The 21,942-nt window shown below is 72.8% G+C and carries 11 protein-coding genes; 5 read left to right on the top strand and 6 right to left on the bottom strand.

From position 1 onward, the window contains the following. Positions 1–3 precede the first annotated feature (3 nt). Complete coding sequence (locus IE287_RS10880; protein ID WP_189848753.1) at positions 4–1,053, bottom strand: LacI family DNA-binding transcriptional regulator; 1,050 nt, start codon at positions 1,051–1,053, stop codon at positions 4–6. 249 nt (positions 1,054–1,302) lie between these two features. Between IE287_RS10880 and IE287_RS10875 the strand changes: the two genes are divergently transcribed. The 5 genes from IE287_RS10875 (at position 1,303) to IE287_RS10855 (ending at position 10,064) form a co-directional block, all read left to right on the top strand. Further along, positions 1,303–2,616, top strand: a complete 1,314-nt coding sequence (locus tag IE287_RS10875) for an ABC transporter substrate-binding protein (protein ID WP_229883399.1) — start codon at positions 1,303–1,305, stop codon at positions 2,614–2,616. Between the two features lie 90 nt (positions 2,617–2,706). Further along, positions 2,707–3,591 (top strand): carbohydrate ABC transporter permease, encoded by an 885-nt coding sequence (locus IE287_RS10870; protein WP_189848752.1) that lies wholly within the window; start codon positions 2,707–2,709, stop codon positions 3,589–3,591. 5 nt (positions 3,592–3,596) lie between these two features. Then, positions 3,597–4,499: a carbohydrate ABC transporter permease gene (locus IE287_RS10865; protein WP_229883398.1), complete on the top strand. Its 903-nt coding sequence runs from the start codon at positions 3,597–3,599 to the stop codon at positions 4,497–4,499. A 46-nt stretch (positions 4,500–4,545) separates the two neighbouring features. Further along, positions 4,546–7,134, top strand: a complete 2,589-nt coding sequence (locus IE287_RS10860; protein ID WP_189848751.1) for a family 78 glycoside hydrolase catalytic domain — start codon at positions 4,546–4,548, stop codon at positions 7,132–7,134. Between the two features lie 437 nt (positions 7,135–7,571). Next, positions 7,572–10,064 (top strand): glycoside hydrolase family 3 protein, encoded by a 2,493-nt coding sequence (locus IE287_RS10855; RefSeq protein WP_189848750.1) that lies wholly within the window; start codon positions 7,572–7,574, stop codon positions 10,062–10,064. Between the two features lie 132 nt (positions 10,065–10,196). Here IE287_RS10855 and IE287_RS10850 read toward each other — a convergent pair whose 3' ends face one another. The 5 genes from IE287_RS10850 to IE287_RS10830 all read right to left on the bottom strand — a co-directional run bounded on the left by IE287_RS10850 (position 10,197) and on the right by IE287_RS10830 (position 21,929). Beyond that, positions 10,197–10,820 carry an isochorismatase family protein gene (locus IE287_RS10850; RefSeq protein ID WP_189848749.1) on the bottom strand — a complete coding sequence of 208 codons (624 nt, stop codon included), beginning with the start codon at positions 10,818–10,820 and terminating at the stop codon, positions 10,197–10,199. Between the two features lie 42 nt (positions 10,821–10,862). Next, entirely contained in the window at positions 10,863–12,533 is a 1,671-nt protein-coding gene (locus tag IE287_RS10845; RefSeq protein ID WP_189848748.1) for a (2,3-dihydroxybenzoyl)adenylate synthase, read from the bottom strand. Beyond that, a complete protein-coding gene (locus IE287_RS10840) occupies positions 12,530–13,759 on the bottom strand; it encodes an isochorismate synthase (RefSeq protein WP_373307829.1) in 1,230 nt (409 codons plus the stop codon). The genes IE287_RS10845 and IE287_RS10840 overlap by 4 nt, the downstream gene beginning before the upstream one ends. A gap of 62 nt (positions 13,760–13,821) precedes the next feature. Then, positions 13,822–14,649: a 2,3-dihydro-2,3-dihydroxybenzoate dehydrogenase gene (locus tag IE287_RS10835; protein WP_189848747.1), complete on the bottom strand. Its 828-nt coding sequence runs from the start codon at positions 14,647–14,649 to the stop codon at positions 13,822–13,824. Between the two features lie 50 nt (positions 14,650–14,699). After that, positions 14,700–21,929: a non-ribosomal peptide synthetase gene (locus tag IE287_RS10830; RefSeq protein ID WP_189848901.1), complete on the bottom strand. Its 7,230-nt coding sequence runs from the start codon at positions 21,927–21,929 to the stop codon at positions 14,700–14,702. Between the last annotated feature and the right edge of the window lie 13 nt (positions 21,930–21,942).

Raw genomic sequence — 21,942 nt, 5'->3', positions numbered from 1 at the left:
CGCCTACCGCACGTGCGGGGCACCGGTGCTGCGGCGCACCACCAGCCGGGGAGTCATCGTGGTCTGCATGGACCGGTCGCGCCTCCCTTCGACCCGCTCGATCAGCATCCTCGCGGCCGTCGCTCCCATGGTGTGTCCGGCCTGATCGACGCTGGTGAGCTGGACGGGCGCGAGCGAGGCGATCGCGGTGTTGTTGTAGCCGACGAGGGAGACGTCCGCCGGGATCGACAGTCCCAGTTCGTCGGCGGCGCGGTAGATGCCGAGCGCCGCGACGTCGGCGCCGGTCAGGATCGCCGTGGGCCGGTCGGGCCCGGACAGCAGGGCGAGGCCGGCCGCATGGCCGCCGTCGTCGGAGTACGCGGCGTGGTGAACCCGTGCGTGCCCGGCGAGACCATGACGGTCCATCGCCCGCAGGTATCCGTCCGCCAGGGCGATCTCCGGTGTCCGCTGCCAGCGGCCGGTCCTGCTGCCCGCTGCCGCGACCAGGGCGATGTCCCGATGGCCGAGCGCGACGAGGTGGTCGACCACCAGGCCCGCGCCGACGTCGTCCGCGTCGACGACGGAGTCGTGGACATCGGAGGCGTCGTGGTGACCGATGACCACCGTGGGCGTCGCCTGTGCCGTCGCCAGAACCTCGGCGCGCGGAGTTCCGGGGGCGATCAGGACCAGGCCGTCCATCTGACGGTCCACCAGCGAGCGGATCGTGCGCGCCTGTTCGTCGGCGCCGAATCCGGCCGCGCCGATCAGCACGGTGTACTCGCTGTCCTGCAGCTCCTCGTGGATGCCGTCCAGGACGTCGGCGAAGAAGGCGTTGCGGACGTTGTCGAGCAGCACGCCGATCGTGTACGTCCTGCCGCGCATTCCCCGCGCGGCGGCATGGGGCCGGTATCCCAGCTCGGCCATCGCCGTGCGGACCCGCTCCTGCATGGCCGGGCTCGTGCCGTAGGCGTTGCGCATGACCTTCGACACGGCGGCGGTGGACACGCCGGCATGGCGCGCGACATCGGTGATCGTCACCCGCTTGGTGTTCCTGGACGAGCTGTCCGGAGTCATGAAGGACCCCGCCTCCTCACACGTAGTGCAACGTTCTACACGCTTGGTCTTAAGGGGATTCCCTTATTCGACCAGGCAAAGGCGATGTTACGCGTCTGTGTCTTGACGACGCCAGAGGGATGGCGTCATGGTGTTGCCAGTTCGGATGGAGAACGTTCTACACGCTCCGTCTCTGCGCGGCCGGTTTTCCCCGCCGCCCCTTGCGCCCGCTGAGCGCCCCTTCTTCTCTCACGATCCTGGGAGTCTCCAGTGCCCCACCGCACGATCCGCGCCCGCCGCCTCGCCCTCACCTCGGCCGGCGTCATGTCCCTGGCCCTCCTCGCCACCGCCTGCGGCGGCAGCAACGGCGGTGGCACCTCCGCGGCGCCCAAGGACTTCACGTACCTCAGCGTCACCGAGAACACGACCACCCGCACGGCGCTCACCACGCTCTCCACGAGCACCTGCAAGGCCGAGAACGATGCCCTCCCGCTCAAGGTCGAGACCATCCCCCAGGCGCAGCTCGACCAGAAGCTCCAGCTCCTCGCCGGCCAGGACGCGCTGCCTCCGATGTTCGCCGCGGGCAACGCCCCCGCGCTGACCAAGCAGCTGGCCAAGGGCAACAAGGTCGCGGACATCGAGCTGGAGCTGAAGCGTCTCGGAGTGCTCGACCAGCTGGAGCCGGCCGCCGTCTCCACGATCAAGGCGCTGTACGGCGGCAAGCTGATGGCGCTGCCGTACGAGTACAACATCGAGGGGATCTTCTACAACAAGAAGCTCTTCCAGGAGAACGGCATCGCCGTCCCCGGCACGTGGGACGAGCTGCTGACCGCCGCGGACAAGCTGAACGCCAAGGGCGTCCAGCCGTTCTCCGCCTCCGGCGCCCAGGGCTGGCCCCTCACCCGACTCATCAGCGGCTACCTCTACCGCAGCCTCGGCCCCGACGCCCTCGACAAGGTCGACGCCGGCACCGCCAAGCTGACCGACCCCGAGTACGTCAAGGCAGCCGAGGAAGTCGCGGCCCTCGGCAAGAAGGGCTACTTCGGCAAGGGCGTCGGCTCCATCGACTACGACACCGCGATGAACCAGTTCCTCACCGGCAAGTCCGGCATGTTCTACATGGGCAGCTGGGCCCTGGCGAACATCGCGGACCCCAAGCAGAACAAGGTCGGCACCGAGAACGTCGGCTTCATGCCCTTCCCCGCCGTCAAGGGCGGCAAGGGTTCCATCGACCAGTACCCCTCCAACATCGGCCTGGCCGTCACCCTCGGCTCCAAGAGCTTCGGCGACAAGACCGGCGCCTGGGTCGGCTGCATCGCCAAGAACTTCGGCAGCACCGCCCTGAAGGACCACGGCACGATCACCGGCTTCAAGGTGAACACCCCGGTCAAGGACACCAGCGAGGTCGCCGGCACCGTCCGCAAGACGATCAGCGGCTCGAAGCAGAACGTCCTGTGGTTCGAGGCGCTCTTCAGCACCAAGGCCACCACGATCAGCAACACCAGCGCCCCCGGCCTCGTCAACGGCAGCATCAGCCCTGAGAAGTTCATGGCCACCGTCCAGGACGCGCTCGGCAGCCAGTAACACCCCGTGAGGCGGGCGGCCCGCCGGCCCAAGGCGCGCCGCCCGTCATCGTCTGGCCGGCCCTTCACAGAAACGAAGTGGACACCACTCATGCACCGCGTACTCGGTGACCGCAGGGCGATCATGATCCTGCTCGGTCCCGCACTCCTCCTCTACACCTTGATCATGCTCGTCCCGATGGTGTGGTCGCTCGGGTACTCCTTCACCAAGGGCAACTCCATCGAGGGCTTCACCGGCAGCGGCCTGGACAACTTCACCCGGCTCCTCGACGACCCGGCCGTCCACGACGCCCTCTGGTTCACCCTCAAGTACGCGGTCATCGTCACCGCCGGCCAGGTCATCGCCGGCTACCTCCTGGCCCTGCTCTACGTCTTCTTCCTCAAGAAGGCCTCCGCGCTCATCCGCACCCTGGCCTTCTTCCCCGTCATCCTGCCGACCGTCGCCGTCGGCCTGCTCTTCCAGAAGCTCTTCCAGGTCGCCCCCCAGCCGGGCCCCGTCAACTCCCTGCTCAACGCCTTCGGCCTGGAGTCCATCGACTTCTTCGGCAACGCGGGCAGCGCCTTCTGGGTCCTGATCATCATGGACATCTGGCGGTCGATGGGCTTCTACGCCGTCCTGCTGTTCGCCGGGCTCGTCGACATCCCCGACGAGGTCCTCGAATCCGCCCGCCTCGACGGCGCCTCCGGCCTGCGCCTGATCCGCCACATCGTCCTGCCGCTCTCGCTGCCTGTCCTCATGTCGTCCCTGATCTTCAGCATCAACGGCACCCTGAAAGTCTTCGACTCCGTCGTCGCCCTCACCAACGGCGGTCCCGGCAACGGCACCACCCCCCTGACCCTGTACATGTTCCAGTCGTCGTTCACCTACAGCGAGTACGGCTACGGCAGCACCATCGCACTGCTCCTCACCGTCGTCTGCCTCCTGGTGAGCCTGGCGGTCTACCGCGTCTCCCGGCGCGACAACACGGAGAGCTGAACGCCATGGCCATCGACACCCTCCACAAGACCACCGGCAGCGGTCACAAGCGCCCGAAGCAGCCGCCGCTCCGCGCCGCCCGCAAGGCCGGCGGACGGCTGTGGGTCAGGCTCGCCGTCGCCCTCCTCCTCGTCGTCGAGGTCTATCCGCTGATCTGGATGTTCCTGACCTCGGTCAAGTCCAACAGCGACTACCTCAACAACTCCACCTGGAGCCTTCCCGCCACCTGGGAATGGGCCAACTACGCCGAAGCCTGGACCACCGGCAACATCGGCCTCTACGTCAAGAACAGCCTCCTGGCCGTCGTCCCCGCACTCGCCCTCATCCTCCTGCTCGGCACCGCAGCCGGCTTCGCCCTGCAGATCATGGTCTGGAAGGGCCGCAGCCTCACCCTCCTCGTCTTCCTCGCCGGCATGATGATCCCCCCGCAGATGATCCTGCTGCCCCTGTTCACCCTCTACTTCCAGACCGGCCTCTCCGGAACCCTGTGGCCGCTGATCCTCACCTACACGGGTACCGGTCTGCCCCTGACCGTCTTCATGATGGCCACCTACTACAAGACCGTCCCGCGCGAACTCTTCGAGGCCGCCACCCTCGACGGCGCCGGCATCCTGCGCGCCTTCTGGACCATCAGCCTCCCCGTGGTCCGCAACGCGCTCCTCACCGTCGGGCTGGTGCAGTTCTTCTTCATCTGGAACGACCTGCTGATCGCCCTCACCTTCACCAACAGCCAGGACCTGCGCACCGTCCAGGTCGGCCTGCTGAACTTCACCGGCGACTTCGGCGCCACCCAGTACGGCCCCCTGTTCGCGGCCATCTGCATCAACGTCTTCGGCACCCTCGTGATCTACCTCTTCCTCAACCAGAAGGTCATGAAGGGCCTCACCTCGGGAGCGGTCAAGGGCTGAGCACACGCCCTCCGGCCCACACCCGAGCACACGAAAGGCCCCTTCCTTGCACCCCCACCCGCCCTCCCCGGTGCGCTTCGAGCACCTCACGGACGGTCTCGGCATCGGCACCGCCGCCCCCCGGCTCTCCTGGACCCCCGCCGCCGAAGCCGGCGACCAGCACGCCTACGAAGTCGACATCGAACGCCACGGCCACACCCGCCGCACCGGCCGCGTCACCGGTTCCGACCACGTCCTCGTCGCCTGGCCCGCCGAACCGCTCACCTCCCGCGAACACGCAGTCGTCCGCGTCCGCACCTGGTCGGCGGGCGACGGCGAGCCGTCGGAGTGGAGCGAGCCCAGCACCGTCGAGGCCGGTCTGCTCGCCGCCACCGACTGGTCCGCCGTGCCCGTGGGCGCCGCCTGGGACGAGGACCCCACGGCGGAACGCCGCCCGGCCCGCGTACGCAAGCATTTCCGCCCCGACGACAAGCCGATCGAGCGCGCCCGGCTCTACATCACCGCCCACGGCCTGTACGAGGCCGAGATCAACGGCGTCCGCGTCGGCGACGAAGCCCTCGCCCCCGGCTGGACCGTCTACCCCCACAGGCTCCGCTACCGCACCCACGACGTCACCGGCCTCCTCGCGCCCGGAGCCAACACCATCGGCGCCTGGCTCGGAGACGGCTGGTACCGGGGCAAGTACGGCTTCGACGGCGGCACCCGCAACATCTACGGCACCGACCAGTCCCTCATCGCCCAACTGGAGATCACCTACACCGACGGCACCACCACCGTCGTCGCCACCGATCACACCTGGCACGCCGCTCCCGGACCGATCCTGACCAGCGGCCTCTACGAGGGCGAGACCTTCGACGCCCGTCTCGACGACGCCGACTGGGCCACCCCGGCCGCCTCGCCGGACGGCTGGACCCCCGTGCGCACCGGCACCCGCGACCCCCGCACGCTCGTCGCGCCCGACGGGCCCCCGGTCCGCTGCACCGAGGAGATCGCGCCGGTCTCGATCACCCGCACCCCCGACGGCCGCCACCTGCTCGACTTCGGACAGAACCTCGTCGGCCGCCTGCGCGTCACCGCCGACGGTCCCGCCGGCACCACCCTGGCCCTCCGGCACGCCGAGGTGCTCCAGGAAGGAGAACTCGCCACCCGCCCGCTGCGCGAGGCGTACTCCGCGGACACCCTGATCCTGCCCGGCACCGGGCCGTACACCTGGGAGCCCCGCTTCACCCTGCACGGCTTCCGGTACGCCGAGATCTCCGGATGGCCCGGCGAGCTCGACCCGCAGGCCGTCACCGCCCGCGTGTACCACACGGACATGCGCCGCACCGGCTGGTTCGAGTGCAGCGACCCGATGGTCAACCGCCTGCACGAGAACGTCCTGTGGAGCATGCGCGGCAACTTCGTCGACATACCCACCGACTGCCCCCAGCGCGACGAACGCCTGGGCTGGACCGGCGACATCCAGGTCTTCGCTCCCACCGCGAGCTTCCTCTACGACTGCGCCGGCATGCTCGACTCCTGGCTCACCGACGTCGGACTCGAACAGCTCCCGGACGGCACCATCCCCTGGTACGTCCCCGTCATCCCCGGCGAACCGATGTGGACCCCCATCCAGCCCGGAGCCGCCTGGGGCGACGTCGCCACCCTCACCCCCTGGACCCTCTACCAGCGCTTCGGAGACCTCGAACTCCTGCGCCGCCACTACCCCATGGGCAAGGCGTGGGTCGACCTCGTCGAGAAGCTCGCCGGCCCCGACCGGCTCTGGGACACCGGCTTCCAGCTCGGCGACTGGCTCGACCCCGCTGCCCCGCCCGACGACCCCGCTGCCGGACGCACCGACCGCTACCTCGTCGCCACCGCCTACTTCGCCCACTCCGCCCACCACCTCGCCCGTGCCGCCCGCGAACTGGGCGACACCGCCGAATCCGCCCGCTACGCCGCACTGGCCGAAGAGGTCACCACGGCCTTCCGCCGCCGCTACCTCCGCCCCGACGGCCGCCTGACCAGCGACAGCCCCACCGCCTACGCCCTCGCGATCGCCTTCGACCTCCTGGACCCGAGCCGACGCCGGACCGCCGGCGACCGCCTGGCCGAACTCGTCGAGCAGGACGGCGCCCGTATCGCCACCGGCTTCGTCGGCACCCCCCTCATCTGCGACGCGCTGACCGACACCGGCCACCTCGACACCGCCTACCGGTTGCTGCTCCAGACCGAATGCCCGTCCTGGCTCTACACCGTCTCCATGGGCGCCACCACGATCTGGGAACGCTGGGACAGCCTCCGACCCGACGGCGCCCTCAACCCGGGAGGCATGACCTCCTTCAACCACTACGCCCTCGGCGCCGTCGCCGACTGGCTCCACCGGGTCGTCGGCGGCATCGCCGTCACCGCACCCGGCGCCCGGACCCTCGTCTTCCGGCCCCGCCCCGGAGGCGGGATCACCTGGGCACGCACCCGCCACGAGACACCCCACGGCACCGCGTCCCTGTTCTGGGAGGCCACCGCGGACGGGATGAAGGCAGAGATCACCGTCCCCCCGAACTGCACGGCCGTCGTCGACCTGCCCGGAGGCGAACCCGGCACGCTCGCCCCAGGCACGCACATCCTCCACTCCTCGGACGTCACACCGAGATAGCGAGCGACAACTCAACAATTCGAGCGTACCCGGCATGGAATTCCAACCATGTCGGGAACGCGTGCATGGGCACGAAAAGAGTGGCCTCATCCATGCGATCGATGAGGGATATTCGATATGTGCATGGTGGCGCGAAGATGCCTCGTCGATCTGTTGCTGAAATTGTTCATGCTCGTAAATGGTTGATATATCTGCGCAGCTCAGAGTGCATGCACCGAATTAATGGAACCCCGAGGGTTGACCGGTACTGCCCTTGGTCATATTTTTCGGCTTGCGTGAAGTGCTGATTGCGACACCTGAAATACCTGAAGGCTCCCGCGGGACTCGGGAAGGCTTTCCGGAGGGTGTCGATCGGCCTGGCGTATCCCCACGGGCTGGAGAGCGGCAGTCGATTCTGCGGCGCCGGCCCCTTCACCCCCACCGCCCGGAGAGTCGCCGTGAACCGACGTACCTTCCTGTCCGCCGCCATCGCCACAGCGGCAGTCGCCACCCTGACCCCTGGAGCCACCATTCAGGCCCTCGCCGCCACCGATCCCCGCGCCTTCGACCGCGCCGACGCCCTCCTCGCGCGGATGACGGCCGCCGAGAAGGAGTCGCTCGTCCGATGCGACTTCGCCTCTCTGGCCCACCTCGGCATCCCCGCGCTGGCCATGGTCGACGCCTCCGCCGGACTGCGCGGCGAGCGGAACGTCACCGCCTTCCCCGTTCCCCTCGCGCAGGCCGCGGCCTTCGACGAGGACCTGGCCCGCCGCATCGGCACCGCCATCGGCACAGAAGGACGCGCCAAGGGCTACAACACCCTCCTCGGCCCCACCATCGACCTCACCCGCACCTGGCACTTCGGCCGCCAGGCCGAGAGCCTGGGCGAGGACCCGCTGCTCGCCGGCAGGCTCGGGGCCGCCCTCACCACCGGCATGCAGAGCCGTCAGGTCACCGCCACCGTCAAGCACTTCGCCGCCTACACCCAGGAGGTGAACCGCTTCTTCACCGACACCCTGGTGTCCGACCGGGCCCTGCACGAGACCTACCAGAAGCCCTTCCGCCACGTGATCGCCGCGGCCCCCACCACCTCGGTGATGATGGCCTACCCGAAGATCAACGGCACCTTCGCCACCGAAAGCCCCGCACTCTTCGGCGACGTCAAGAACCGCCTCGGCCTGCAGGGCTACACCGTCCCCGACTTCTGGGCCGGCGCCGACCAGGTCGCCGCCGCCAAGGCGGGCATGGACCTCGCGGGCCTCGGACCCGGTGGAGTCAAGCTTGCTCCCGGTTCACTCACCGGCGGCTCCATCCCGGCCGCACGCCTGGACGACGCCGCCCGTCGCATCCTCATCACCATGTTCGCCAACGGCCTCATCGACAACCCCCTCCCCGCACCGGCCCAGGACGTCAGCACCGCCGAACACAAGAGCCTCGCCCACGAAGCGGCCCTCGGCTCCACCGTCCTGCTCGCCAACCGCGCCGCGGCCCTTCCCCTGCCCGCCACCCTGAAGTCGCTCGCCGTCATCGGCCCCGCCGGCACCGACGCCCTCACCGGCGTCGCCGGCTCCACCTACGTCGACCCCGGCACCTGGACCACGCCCCTCCAGGCCATCAAGGCCCGCGCCGGCAGCACCATCACCGTCACCCACGCCCAGGGCACCACCGGCGACATCCCCCTCACCACCGTTCCCTCCACCGTCCTGCGCACCCCCGGCGGGACCGCCGGCCTCACCGGCCGCTACTACGCCTCCGCCCAGCCCACCGGCACCCCGGTCGCCACCCGCACCGACCCCGTCGTCGACTTCACCAGCACCCCGGTCGAGAACCTCCCCACCGTCTGGTCCGCGACCTGGTCCGGCACCCTCACCCCGACCCACACCGGCCTGCACCGCTTCTCCCTCCTGCCCGCCGGCACCGCCACCCTCAAGATCGACGGCGCCACCGTCGTCTCCGGCTCCCGCGGTACCCGCCGCTTCTTCCTCGGCACCCACGACTACCCCCTCCAGGGCACCATCGAGCTCACCGCCGGCCAGGCCGCGACCATCGAGCTCACCTACGACAACGCCAACGCCGACCCGGACGCCATGGGCCGGAGCACCTGCGGACTCACCCTCGGCTGGCAGCCCGCCTCCCTCATCCCGGCCGCCGTCCAGACCGCACGCGCCGCCGACGCCGCCGTCGTCTTCGTCAACCGCATGGCGGGCGAGGCGATGGACCACGAGCAGCTCGCCCTCCCCGCGGACCAGAACCAGCTCATCACCGCCGTCGCCGCCGCCAACCCCCGTACCATCGTCGTCCTGAACACCGACGGCCCGGTCGCGATGCCCTGGCTGGGGGACGTCGAAGCCGTCATCCAGGCCTGGTACGGAGGCCGCGGCATGGGCACCGCGCTCGCCGCCGTCCTCTTCGGCGACAGCGACCCCTCCGGTCGGCTGCCCGTCACCTTCCCCGCCGGCACCGCCCAGGGCCCCGGCACCACCACCGCGACCTACCCCGGCGCGAACGCCACCGTCTCCTACGACGAGGGCACCGCCATCGGCTACCGCTACTACGACGCCAAGGGACAGCAGCCCCTCTTCCCCTTCGGGCACGGCCTGTCATACGCGTCCTTCGCCCACGGCTCCCTGGAAGCCGCCTACAACACCGTCGCCAAGACGGTCACCCTCTCCGTCACCGTCACCAACAGCGGCACCCGCCAGGGCACCGACGTCGTCCAGGTCTACGCGACCCTCCCGGCCGCGGCGGCAGCCGAACCGCGCCGCCTCGTCGCCTTCCGCAAGGTCGCCCTCGCCCCCGGCGCCAGTCAGCGCATCACCTTCACCGTCCCCGCCGACGACCTCACCATCTGGAGCGCCGGCACCTGGAAGCTCGTCCCCGGCCTCTACACCTTCGTCGTCGCCCGCGACTCCCGCACGGTGACCGCACAGCGGGCGGTCACCGTCAACTGACCGCCAGGAGGCCGGCGCGCCCGGCAGCCGGCGTCGGCTGTCGGGCTCCGGCCGGAACGCCGGTGTGAGCCGCCTCGGGTGGGGTCGGCCGCAGTGGCCCGTGGGCCCACCGGACGGGGGCGGGGCGGCGGGTCAGAAGACGCCGTCGGTCGTCGTGACGACGGCGCAGCGGCCGGCCGCCCACTCCAGGGCCATCCGGTGCTCCCGCTCGGAGAAGTCCGCCACTGCGTCCGCCACGACGAAGGCCTGGACGTCGCGCATCCACGCGTCGCAGGCCGTCATCAGGACGCCGATGTGCGCGTACACGCCGGTGATCACCAGCTGGTCGCGGCCGTGGGCGCGCAGCAGCTCCAGGAGGTCGGTGCGGACGAAGGCGCTGTACTTCCACTTGGTGAGGCGGATGTCGCCGGGCTCGGGCGCGACGGCGTCGGCGACGGCGACGGCGTGCGGGTCGTCCGGGACGCCGGGGCCCCAGAAGTCCTGCTGGAGGCCGCGCTGTTCGGGCGTCTGGCCGCCGGGCTGGGCGGTGTAGACGACGGGCACGCCGAGCCGGGCGGCCTCCTCGCGGAGCCGGTTCAGGTTGCCGAGGAGGGCGGTGAGCGGTTCGGCGCCGTCGTCGAAGGGGGCCAGGAAGTGGTTCTGGAGGTCGTGCACGAGGAGCACGGCGCGGTCGGGGTCGACGGTCCAGTCCACGCGGTTGGCCGGCAGCTCGCCGGGGCGGGGCATCGGGTAGGGCGGGACGGCGGGGAGGCTCATGGCGGTCCGTTTCGGAGGGGGGCGGAAGGGGGGAGGGGACGGTCAGGTGTCCGCGCTCTCCGCGCGGAGGTCCTTCTTGGAGATCTTCCCGACGCCGGTGGTCGGGAAGGCGTCGACGAAGACGATGCGGTCGGGGACCTTGTAGGCGGCGAGCCCGCGGTCCCGGACGAAGCGCTTGAGGGCGAGGGCCCGCACCTCCTCGGCGCCCCGGCGGCGGATGACGTACGCGCAGCTGCGCTCGCCCAGGTACGGGTCGAACTCGCCGACCACGTTGGCGTCGTGGACCGAGGGGTGGGCCAGGAGGTGGTTCTCGACCTCCTCGGCCGCGATCTTCTCGCCGCCCCGGTTGATCTGGTCCTTGGCGCGTCCCTCGACGACCAGGTGGCCGCTCGGGGTGAGCCGGACGAGGTCGCCGGTGCGGTAGAAGCCGTCCTCGGTGAAGGCGCGGGCGTTGTGGTCGGGGGCGTTCCAGTAGCCGCGGATGGTGTAGGGCCCCCGGGTCAGCAGGTGGCCGGTGGTGCCGACGGGCAGGTCCTCGTCCGCGTCGTCGACGATCCTGATCTCGTCGTCCGGTGAGATCGGCCGGCCCTGGGTGGTGACGATCGTCCGCGGGTCGTCGTCGAGGCGGGTGTAGCAGACCAGCCCCTCGGCCATGCCGAAGACCTGCTGGAGGGTGCAGCCCAGGGCCGGCCGGACCCGGCGGGCCGCCTCGTCGGAGAGCCGGGCGCCGCCCACCAGGAGCACGTCGAGGGTGGAGAGGTCGTGGGCGGAGCCGGGGGCGGCGTCGATCCAGGCGAGCGCGAGCGGCGGCACGAGGCCGGTGACGGTCACGCCCTCGTCCTGGATCAGCGGGAAGGCCACGTCGGGCGCGGGCTGCGGGCACATGACGACCCGCCCGCCCGCGTACAGCGTGCCCAGCGAACCGGGCGACGAGAGCGGGAAGTTGTGGGCTGCGGGCAGGGCGCACAGATAGACGCTGTCCTCGTCGAGCGCGCAGATCTCGGCGGAGCCGCGCAGCGAGCAGACGTAGTCGTCGTGCGTCCGGGGGATGAGCTTGGGCACGCCGGTGCTGCCGCCGGAGAGCTGGAGGAAGGCCACGGCCGACGGGTCGGGGTCGGGCAGGTCGACCGGCTCGGCGGGGACGTCGGAGAGCGCCTCGAAGGGACCGGCGTCCCCGCCGGCGACGAGGACGTGCCGCAGCTCGGGGCAGCGGGCGAGGACCGTGGTGCCGAGGGTGCGGTAGTCGAAGCCGGCGTGGGTGTCCGGGACGACGTAGGCGACCGCGCCGGTGAAGGAGCAGAAGTAGGTGATCTCCGACTCGCGGTGCGCGGGCAGCGCGAAGACCGGCAGCGCGCCGAGCCGGAAGAGCGCGAAGATCACTTCGAGGAACTCGGCGACGTTGGGGAGCTGGACGACGACGCGGTCGCCGGCGCCGATGCCGCGGGCCGCGAGACCGGCCGCGAGCCGGTCGGCGCGCAGGTCGAGTTCGGCGTAGGTCCAGGAGCGCCGGGTCCCGCCGGGCCCGGCGCGGTCGACGACGGCGACCCGGTCGGGGTGGGCCGAGGCGCGTCCGCGGAGCATCGCGCCGAAGGTGAGGCCCTCCCAGTGGCCGGCCGCCCGGTAGCGCTCGGCGAACGCGGCGGGCCAGGTGGGGGCGGCGTACGGGGCGGACCCGGTGCCGGGGGCCGGAGGGGCGGGGGTCGGCGCGGTCACAGGGAGGCCCCCACGGCGTCGAGGAAGGTGCGGAACTTGGCGGCGGTCTCGGCGGTCTCGTCCTCGGGGACGGAGGCGGCGACGACGCCGGCGCCCGCGTAGAGGCGCAGGGTCCGCTCCTCCGCCTCGGCGCAGCGGATGGTGACGACCCATTCGCCGTTGCCGTCCGCGTCGCCCCAGCCGACGATGCCGGTGAAGAAGCCGCGGTCGAAGGGCTCGGTCTCCCGGATGACCCGGCGGGCCAGGGGGGTCGGGGTCCCGCACACCGCCGGGGTGGGGTGGAGCGAGGAGGCGATCTCCAGGGCCGACACCTCGGGGCGGGCCAGGGTGCCGGTGACCGTGGTGGAGAGGTGCCACATGGTGGCGGTGCGGATCAGCGACGGCCGGGCCGGGACGTGGAGGGCGGAGCAGTACGGGGCCATCGTCTGGTGCACGGCGTCGACGACGACCGCGTGTTCGTGGAGGTCCTTGGCGGATTCCAGGAGCGCCGCGGCGCGCCGCACGTCCTCGGCGAGGTCGTCGCTGCGGGGGGTGGAGCCGGCCAGCGGGTTGGAGACCAGCCGGTCGCCGTGTCTGGACACGAGGAGTTCGGGGCTGGCCCCGAGCAGGGTGCGGCCGGGGCGGGTGGGGAGCGCGAAGGTGTAGCCGAGCGGGTCGCGGCGGGCGAGCCGGCGGACCATGGCGGCGACGTCCGGTTCGCCGGGGCCGGTGAGCTCCAGGGTGCGGGCGAGGACCACCTTGCTGAACTCGCCGTTCCACATGCGGTCGACGGCGGCGCCGACGCCCCGGGCGTACTCCTCCGGGGCCGGATGCGGGCGGACGGTCCAGGCGCCGGCGCGGGGGGCCCCGGCGGGCAGCGCGACGAGCGGGTCGGAGGCGAGGGCCGGTCCCGTGCGGACGGTCCCGGGCACGACGAGCGCGGCCGGCGCGTCCTGGTCGAAGGGGATGGCGCCCATCACGACGGCGGCGGCGCGCCGGCCGGCGCGGGCCTCGGCGAGGGCGTCGGCCACCCGTCCGGCGATCGGTCCGGCACCGTGCGGGACCTCCTCCAGCACGCCGTGGGCGAGCAGGGTCCGGGTGGGCGTGGCGAGGAAGCGGTCGCCGGCGCGGTAGGCGTCGAGCAGGCCGGTGGCGGCCCCGACGGCGGAGGAGGTGGGCGTGGGGGAGGGGGCGGTTATGGGGGCGGGCGCCGGCGGATGCGCGGCGACCTGGGGGACCGTCGACACGGGTGGGCTCCTTGGTTCGGTGAGGTGGGTGGGCGACGCGGTGCGGTGGCGGCCGCGGACCGTCAGCGCAGGGTGGCGCCGCCGTCGACGTAGAGGTCCTGCATGGTGATGTGGCGGGCCCGGTCGGAGGCGAGGAAGACGACCGCCTCGGCGACGTCCTCCGGCTGGGCGATGCGGCGCAGCGGGATCCCGGTGCGGTGGGCGGCGAGGTCTCCGTCGAGGACGCTGCCGGGCACGGACTCGCCCTCCCACAGGGCACGCTGCATCGGCGTGTCGGTGGAGCCGGGACAGACGGCGTTGCAGCGCACGCCCCGGGCGGCCACTTCGAGGCCCAGGCACTTGGTGAAGGCGACGGCGGCCGCCTTGGAGGCGGCGTACACGCTCATGTCCGCGCGGGGGATGCCGGCGGCGTTGGAGGCGACGGTCACCACGGAGCCGGAGCCCCGGGCGGCCATGCCGGCGACGACGGCGCGGGAGAGGTGGAAGACCCCGGTGGTGTTGACCGCGAAGACGTCCGCCCAGTCGCGGTCCGTCGCCTCGACGGCGGGGCCGGTCCGCAGCACCCCGGCGACGTTCACCAGGACGTCGACGGGGCCGAGTTCGCGGGTGACGCGGGCGACCGTCGCCGCGACGTCGTCCGGTGCGGTGACGTCGAGCCGGTACGGGACGACCGGCCCCGCGGCGGGGTCCGTGCCGGCGCCGGCGGCGAGCCGTGCGAGGCTCCGGCACAGCTCCGGCTCCGAGCGGTCGGTCGCCGCCACGGTGGCCCCGCGCGCGGAGAGCGCGCGCACCACCGCCTCGCCGATGCCCTGGGCGGCGCCGGTGACCAGCGCCACGCGGCCCGCGAACTCGCCGCCCGGCCCGGTGGCGCGCGGCGCGTAGTCGTCCATACCGATCTCCTTACTTAGGTAAGCCTAACTTAAGTCGTGTTGATTGTCCGTCAGTTCCGCCGGCCGGCCGCGGCCGGCCGGGACCCGGACGCCCGCCGGAGCGCCACCGCGCGCAGCGCCCCGTCCAGGAGCGGGCCGATCTCCGCCAGCGCCTCGGGGGCCATCAGCTCGTCGTGCCCCCGGTCCAGGACGTGCTCGGTCAGCACCCCCGACACGTGCGCCGGCCACACCGCGCCCGGCACGTCCCCCGGCGCGGTCGTGCGGGAGGCGGTGAAGAACAGCACGTCACCGTCGAAGTGACGGGTCGTGCTGCGCGAGAGCAGCCGCACGCAGTGCACGTGGGTGTCCACGATCGACCGCAGCAGCTCCTCGTCGAACCCGGCGAGCAGGCCCTGGCTGTCCCGGATCGCCGCGACCGCCTCCTCCCGCGTCAGCCCGTCCCGGCCGGACTCCTCCGCGCCGAGACCGGCCACCGAGAGCAGGAAGCCGTTCTCCTCCCGCTCCAGCAGCTCCCGCCAGTCCGGACCGTCCAGGTACGACCAGTCGTCCCGCTCCGGCGGATAGGCGTCGAGCAGCGCCAGGAAGGCGACCTCCTCGCCCCTCTCCCGGAGCATCGCGGCGAGCGTGTGCGCCACCGTCCCGCCGAAGGAGTAGCCCGCGAAGTGGTACGGACCCTCCGGCTGCACCTCCCGGATCGCCGCCAGGTACAGCCCGGCCAGCTCCGCCACGTCGGCCACCTCCGGCAGCTCCCCGGCCAGCCCCGGCGACTGCACGCCGTACAGCGGCCGGTCCGCGTCCAGGTGGCGCAGCAGGCCCGTGTACTGCCAGCTGAAGCCGGACGCCGGGTGGAAGCAGAACAGCGGTTCCTTCGTGCCCCGTTCGCGCAGCGGCAGCAGCACCCGCAGCGCGTCCCGGCGCGCGTCCGACCCGATCCGGGCCGCCACGTCCGCGACCGTCGGCGCCGACATCACCGTGGCCACCTGGACCGGCACGCCCAGCTCGTCGCGGATCCGCCCCACGAGCCGCATCGCGAGCAGCGAATGCCCGCCCAGCTCGAAGAAGTTGTCCTCGACGCCGACCCGCTCCAGGCCGAGCACGTCCGCGAAGATCCCGCAGAGCAGCTCCTCCCGGGCGTCCCCAGGCGGCCGCCCGCCGCCCGCGTCCGCGAACACCGGGGCAGGCAGCGCGGCCCGGTCGACCTTGCCGTTCACCGTCAGCGGCAGCGCCGCCAGTTCGACGAACGCCGACGGCACCATGAACTCCGGCAGCGTCGCCGACAGCAGCGCGCGCAGCGCGGCCGTCCCCGTCTCCGGGCCGGCGCGGACCGCGTCCGACGCGGGCACGGTGTAGGCGACGAGCCGCTTCACGCCGTTCGCCCCGGCGTGCACGACCACCGCCGCGGCGGCCACCCCCGGAGCGGCGGCGAGCGCCGACTCGATCTCGCCCGGCTCGATCCGGAAGCCCCGGATCTTCACCTGGTGGTCGGCCCGGCCCAGGTAGTCGATCTGCCCGTCCTCGCGCCAGCGCACCAGGTCGCCCGTGCGGTACATCAGCGTGCCCGGGGCGCCGAACGGGTCGGCCACGAACCGCTCCGCCGTCGGTGCCGGCCGAGCGAAGTAGCCCCGGGCGAGGCCCGCGCCCGCCAGGTACAGCTCGCCCGGCACCCCGCGCGGCACCGGCCGCAGCGCGCTGTCGAGGACATAGGCCCGGGTGTTGAAGATGGGGCGGCCCACGCAGGACGAGACGCTGGTCTCCACGTCGGCGCCGAGCGCGTTGATCGTGTACTCGGTGGGCCCGTACAGGTTGTAGCCCCTCGTGCCCCCGGTCTCCTTGAGGAGCGTCCAGAGGCAGTCGGGCACGGCCTCGCCGCCCAGCAGGACGAGCGCGGGACGGTGCCGGTCCGCGTCCAGCAGACCCGCGTCGACCAGCTGCTGCCCGTACGACGGGGTGACGTTGACGACGTCGATGCCGACCCGGTCGTAGTGCGCCGTCAGGGCCGCCGGGTCGAGCCGCAGCTCCTCGCCGATCACGTGCACCTCGTGCCCGTCGACCAGCCAGAAGAACTCCTCCCACGACATGTCGAACGCGAACGACACCGTGTGCGCCACCCGCATCCGGCGCCCGCCCGCCGGCTTCACCGCCGGGTCGAAGATCCGCTCCCGGTGGTTGAGCAGCATGTTCACCAGACCCGAACCCGGCACCACCACGCCCTTGGGGCGGCCGGTCGAACCCGAGGTGTAGATCAGGTACGCCGGGTGGCGGCCGTCGCGCGGCTCGGTCAGCTCCTCCTCCGCGACCGGGGCGCCGGACAGCGCCGCCAGCTCCGCGACCGTCGCCGGGGCGTCCAGGGCCAGCTGCGGCACCCCGTCCACGACCGGGACCCGGCCCGCCACCGCGTCCACCGTGACCAGGCAGACCGGCAGCGCGTCCTCGACCATCGCGGCCAGCCGGTCCACCGGGTGGTCCAGGTCCAGCGGCAGGTACGCCGCGCCCGCCTTCAGGACCGCGAACAGCGCCACCACGAAGTCCGCCGAGCGCGGCAGCCCCAGCGCCACCGTCCGCTCGGGGCCCGCCCCGCGCGCGATCAGCGCCCGCGCCAGCCGGTTGGCCCGTTCGTCCAGCTCCGCGTAGGTCAGCCGCTCGTCCTCGAAGACCAGCGCCGTGGCCTCCGGCGTCCGCGCCGCCTGCCGCGCGAACAGCTCCACCAGCGGCACGTCCGGCACCTCGTGCCCGGTGTCGTCGCCCAGCGCCAGCAGCGCGTCCCGCTCGGCCGTCTCCAGGGTCCGCAGCCGGCCCACCGGCGTCGCCCCGCCCGCCGCGAACTGCTCCACGAGCAGCCGCAGCCGGCCCGCGAGCCGCCGGGCCGCCTCCCGGTCGTACAGGTCGGGCCGGTACGCCAGGCTCAGCTCCAGCGACCGCCCCGGGGTGACCGCCAGCGTCAGCGGGTAGTGCGTGCCGTCGACGCTGTGCGTCCGGCCGATCCGGTACCGCTCCACCGCCTCCTCGCGCGCCGCGTCGTCCAGCGGCGTGTTCCGGAACACGTACAGCGTGTCGAAGAGCTGCCCGATCCCCGTGCCCTGCTGGATCGGACCGAGCCCCAGGTAGTGGTGGGGCAGCAGCTCCGCGTGCTCGCCCTGCATCCGGACCAGCAGGTCCCGCAGCGTCTCCGAGGGACGCAGCGTCACCCGGAACGGCAGCGTGTTCATGAACATGCCGATCATCCGGTCGACGCCCGGCACGTCCTCCGGACGGCCCGAGACCGTCGCGCCGAACACCACGTCGTCCCGCCCGGTCATACCGGACAGCGACAGCGCCCACGCCGCCGACAGGACCGTGTTCAGGGTGACGCCGCAGCCCCGCGCGAACGACCGCAGCCGGTCGCTGGCCTCCTCGCCGAGCGCGATGTCCACCACCTCGGCCGTCACCGGCCGCCGCGCCGGATCCGCCGGCGCCACCAGCGTCGCCTGGTCGAGGCCCGACAGATGGGCGCGCCACGCGGCCCGCGCCGCCTCCCGGTCCGTGCCGGCCAGCCGGCGCAGGTACTCCCGGTACGGCGTGACCGGCGGCAGCACCTCCTCGCGCCCGCCCGCCCCGTACAGCGCGAACAGCTCCTCGAAGAACAGCGACTCCGACCAGCCGTCCGTCAGGATGTGGTGCTGCGTCACGCACAGCATCCAGCGCTCCTCGGCGAACTTCAGCAGCGTCACCCGCATCAGCGGCGGCACCGACAGGTCGAACCGGGTCGCCGCGTCGGCCAGCGAGAACTCCCGCTGCGCCTCGTCCTGCCCCGCCCGGTCGAGCGCCGTCAGGTCACGGACCTCCCACGGCAGCTCCCACTCCGCGGGCACCACCTGCACCGGGCCCGGCAGGCCCTCGTGCCAGAACGCGGAGCGCAGGTTCGGGTGGCGGCGCAGCATCGCGTCGAAGGCCGAGCGCAGCGCGGCCGTGTCCACGGCGTGCCGCAGCTCCACGAAGTTCTGCATCAGATAGACGTCGAGCGCCCGGTCGTCGTACTGGGCGTGGAAGTACAGGCCCTCCTGGAGCGGTGCCAGCGGCAGCACCTCCCCGGCGCCCGGGAACACCCGCTCCAGGGCCGCCCGTCCGGCCTCGTCGAGGACCACCAGCGGCGCGTCCGCGTCGACCGCCGCACCGGCCTCCTTCTCCTCCGGCGTCCGGGCCGCGAGCGCCAGCGCCGCGACCGTCCGCCGCTCGAACACGTCGCGCGGGGTCAGGACCAGGCCCTCCTTGCGGGCCCGGGTCACCAGCTGGATCGAGACGATGCTGTCGCCGCCCAGGGCGAAGAAGTCGTCGTCCACGCCCACCGACGCGAGTCCCAGGACGTCCGCGAAGACCCGGCACAGGGCCTCCTCGCGCTCCCCCTCCGGCGCCCGCGACCCCTCCGAGCCGCCGAACACCGGCGCCGGCAGCGCCGCCCGGTCCAGCTTGCCGTTCACCGTGAACGGCAGCGCGTCCAGCACCACGACCGCCGCCGGCACCAGGTGGTCCGGCAGCGAGGCCGCCAGCTCCTCGCGGGCCGCGACCGGATCGGCCGTCCCCGTCACATAGCCGACGAGCCGCTTCACCCCCGGCGTGTCCTCGCGGACCACCACCGCCGCCGCGCCGACCCCGGCGACCGCCGCCAGCGCCGACTCCACCTCGCCCGGCTCGATCCGGAAGCCCCGGATCTTCACCTGGTCGTCGGCCCGGCCCAGGTACTCGATCTCCCCGTCCGCCCGCAGCCGCGCCAGATCGCCCGTGCGGTACATCCGCGACCCCGGCGCGCCGTACGGATCGGCGACGAACCGCTCGGCCGTCAGCGCGAACCGGCCCAGATAGCCGCGCGCGATGCCGTGCCCCGCCAGGTACAGCTCGCCGGTCGCCCCGGCCGGCACCGGCCGCAGCGCCGCGTCCAGCAGGTACGCCCGCGTGTTGCCGATCGGCCGGCCCACCACCGGCGTGGCCGAGGCCGCCAGGTCCGCCGCCAGCGCGTCCACCGTGTACTCGGTCGGCCCGTACAGGTTCACCGACATCACGCCGGTCGCCGCCCGCACCGCCGACCACAGCGCCTCCGGCACCGCCTCGCCGCCCAGCAGCAGCAGCGCCGGCCGGTGCGCCGCCGGGTCGAGCAGCCCCTGGTCGAGCAGGCCCAGCGCGTACGTCGGGGTGACGTCCATCGTCTCGATCCGGTGCTCCCGCACGTACGCCACGACGAACTCGGCGTCCCGCCGGCCCACCTCGTCCAGGACGTGCAGCTCGTGCCCGGCGATCAGCCAGAACAGCTGCTCCCACGAGGTGTCGAAGCTGAACGACGCCGTGTGCAGGGCGCGCAGCCGCCGCCCGCCGGTCGCCTCGACCACCGGGCCGAAGACGTCCGCGACGTGGTGGGCGTACAGGTTCGACAGACCGCCGTGGGTGAGGACGACGCCCTTGGGGCGCCCGGTGGAACCGGACGTGTAGATGACGTACGCCGGATGCCCGTCCACCACCGGCGGGGAGACGAACTCCACCGGGGCCGCCGCCAGCGCGGCGGCCGTCTCCGGCGCGTCCAGGACGAGCCGCTCCGGCCCGTCGCCGGCCTCCGGCAGCAGCCCCGCACCGCGCGCGGTGGTCACCACGCACACCGGACGCGCGTCGTCGACCATCAGACCGAGCCGCTCCGCCGGATGGTCCAGGTCCAGCGGCAGGTACGCGCCGCCCGCCCGCAGCACGGCGAGGATCGCCACGACCGTCTCCGCCGAGCGCGGCACCGCCAGCGCCACCACCGACTCGGGACCCACGCCCCGCCCGGCCAGCAGCGACGCGAGCCGCGCGGACCGCGCGTCGACCTCCGCGAAGGTCAGCGACTCGCCGCCGCACACCACCGCGACCTCGCCCGGGGTGCGGGCCGCCCGCTCCGCGAACACGTCCGCGACCGTGCCCGCCGGCACGTCCCGCACCACCCCCGGCCAACTGCCGCGCACCCGCGCCGACTCCGCCCCGGGCAGCAGGGGCAGCGCCCCGACCTTCGTCCCCGGCTCGTCGGCGATCCGGTCCAGGACGTGCGCGAGCCGGTCGGCGATCAGCCCGGCCCGCCGGTCGTCGAAGACGTCCGGGCGGTACTCCAGGCGCAGCAGCGCCCGCTCGTCCAGGGAGACGGCGAGGGTCAGCGGGTAGTGGGTGGCGTCCTCGGCCTCGACGCCGGTCACCCGGACCCCGGCGGCGACGGTCTCGCGCGCCGCCGGGTCCACCGGGTAGTTCTCGACGACCACGAGGGTGTCGAACAGCTCGCCCGCGTCGCTCTGCTTCCGGATGAGCCGCAGCCCCAAGTGGTGGTGGGCCAGGAGGGCGTTCTGCTCGTCGCGGAAGCGGCGGAGCAGCCCCTCGACGGTCTCCTCGTGCCGCACCGACAGGCGGACGGGGACGGTCGTGATGAACAGGCCGAGCATCGACTCGACGCCGGGTATCTCGTCCGGACGGCCCGACACGGTCAGCCCGAACAGCACGTCCCGACGGCCCGTCAGACCGCCGAGGAGCAGCCCCCACGCGCACTGGACCAGCGTGCTCGGCGTCGTGCCCAGCCGGCGGGCCGCCGCCGTCAGCCGGGCGGTGGCCTCCTCCGACAGCTCCAGCGACCGGACGCCCGGCCGCACCGGGACGCGCGCCGGATCCGGCGCGGCGACCAGCGTCGCCTCCTCGACCCCGGCCAGCGCCTCGCGCCAGGCCGCCTCCGCCGCCGGGGCGTCCTGCTCCTTCAGCCACTTCAGGTAGGCCCGGTACGGACGCACCGGAGGCAGCCCGGAGGCGTCCCCGTCCGCCGCGTACAGGGCGAGCAGATCACCGACGAGCAGCGGCATCGACCAGCCGTCGACCAGGATGTGGTGGACGGTGATGACCAGGCGGTGGTCGTCCTCCGCCATCCGCGCGAGCACCAGCCGCAGCAGCGGCGGCCGGTGCAGCGGAAAGCGGCGGGCCAGCTCGGCCCGGCGCAGCACCGCGAGCCGGTCCTCCGGCGTGGCGCCCGCCGCGCCCTTCGCACCGGCCTCCGTCAGATCGGCCCGCTCCAGGCCGAAGGAGACCTCCGCCGGCACGAACTGCACCGGCTGCGGCACCCCCTCGTGCCAGAAGCCCGCCCGAAGGTTCGGGTGCCGGCGCAGCAGCGCCGCCGCCGCCCGCTCCAGGCGGCCGGCGTCGACGGGGCCCGCGAGCCCCACCGACACCTGCACGGTGTACACGTCCGCCGCCCCGTCGTCGTAGACGGAGTGGAACAGCATGCCCTGCTGAAGGGGGGACAGCGGCAGCATGTCCTCGATACGA

It is taken from the genome of Streptomyces omiyaensis, from assembly GCF_014650895.1.
GTDB lineage: Bacteria > Actinomycetota > Actinomycetes > Streptomycetales > Streptomycetaceae > Streptomyces > Streptomyces omiyaensis.
The sequence above is the reverse complement of the archived record's forward strand: the minus strand, read 5'-3'. Positions and strand labels throughout refer to the sequence as shown.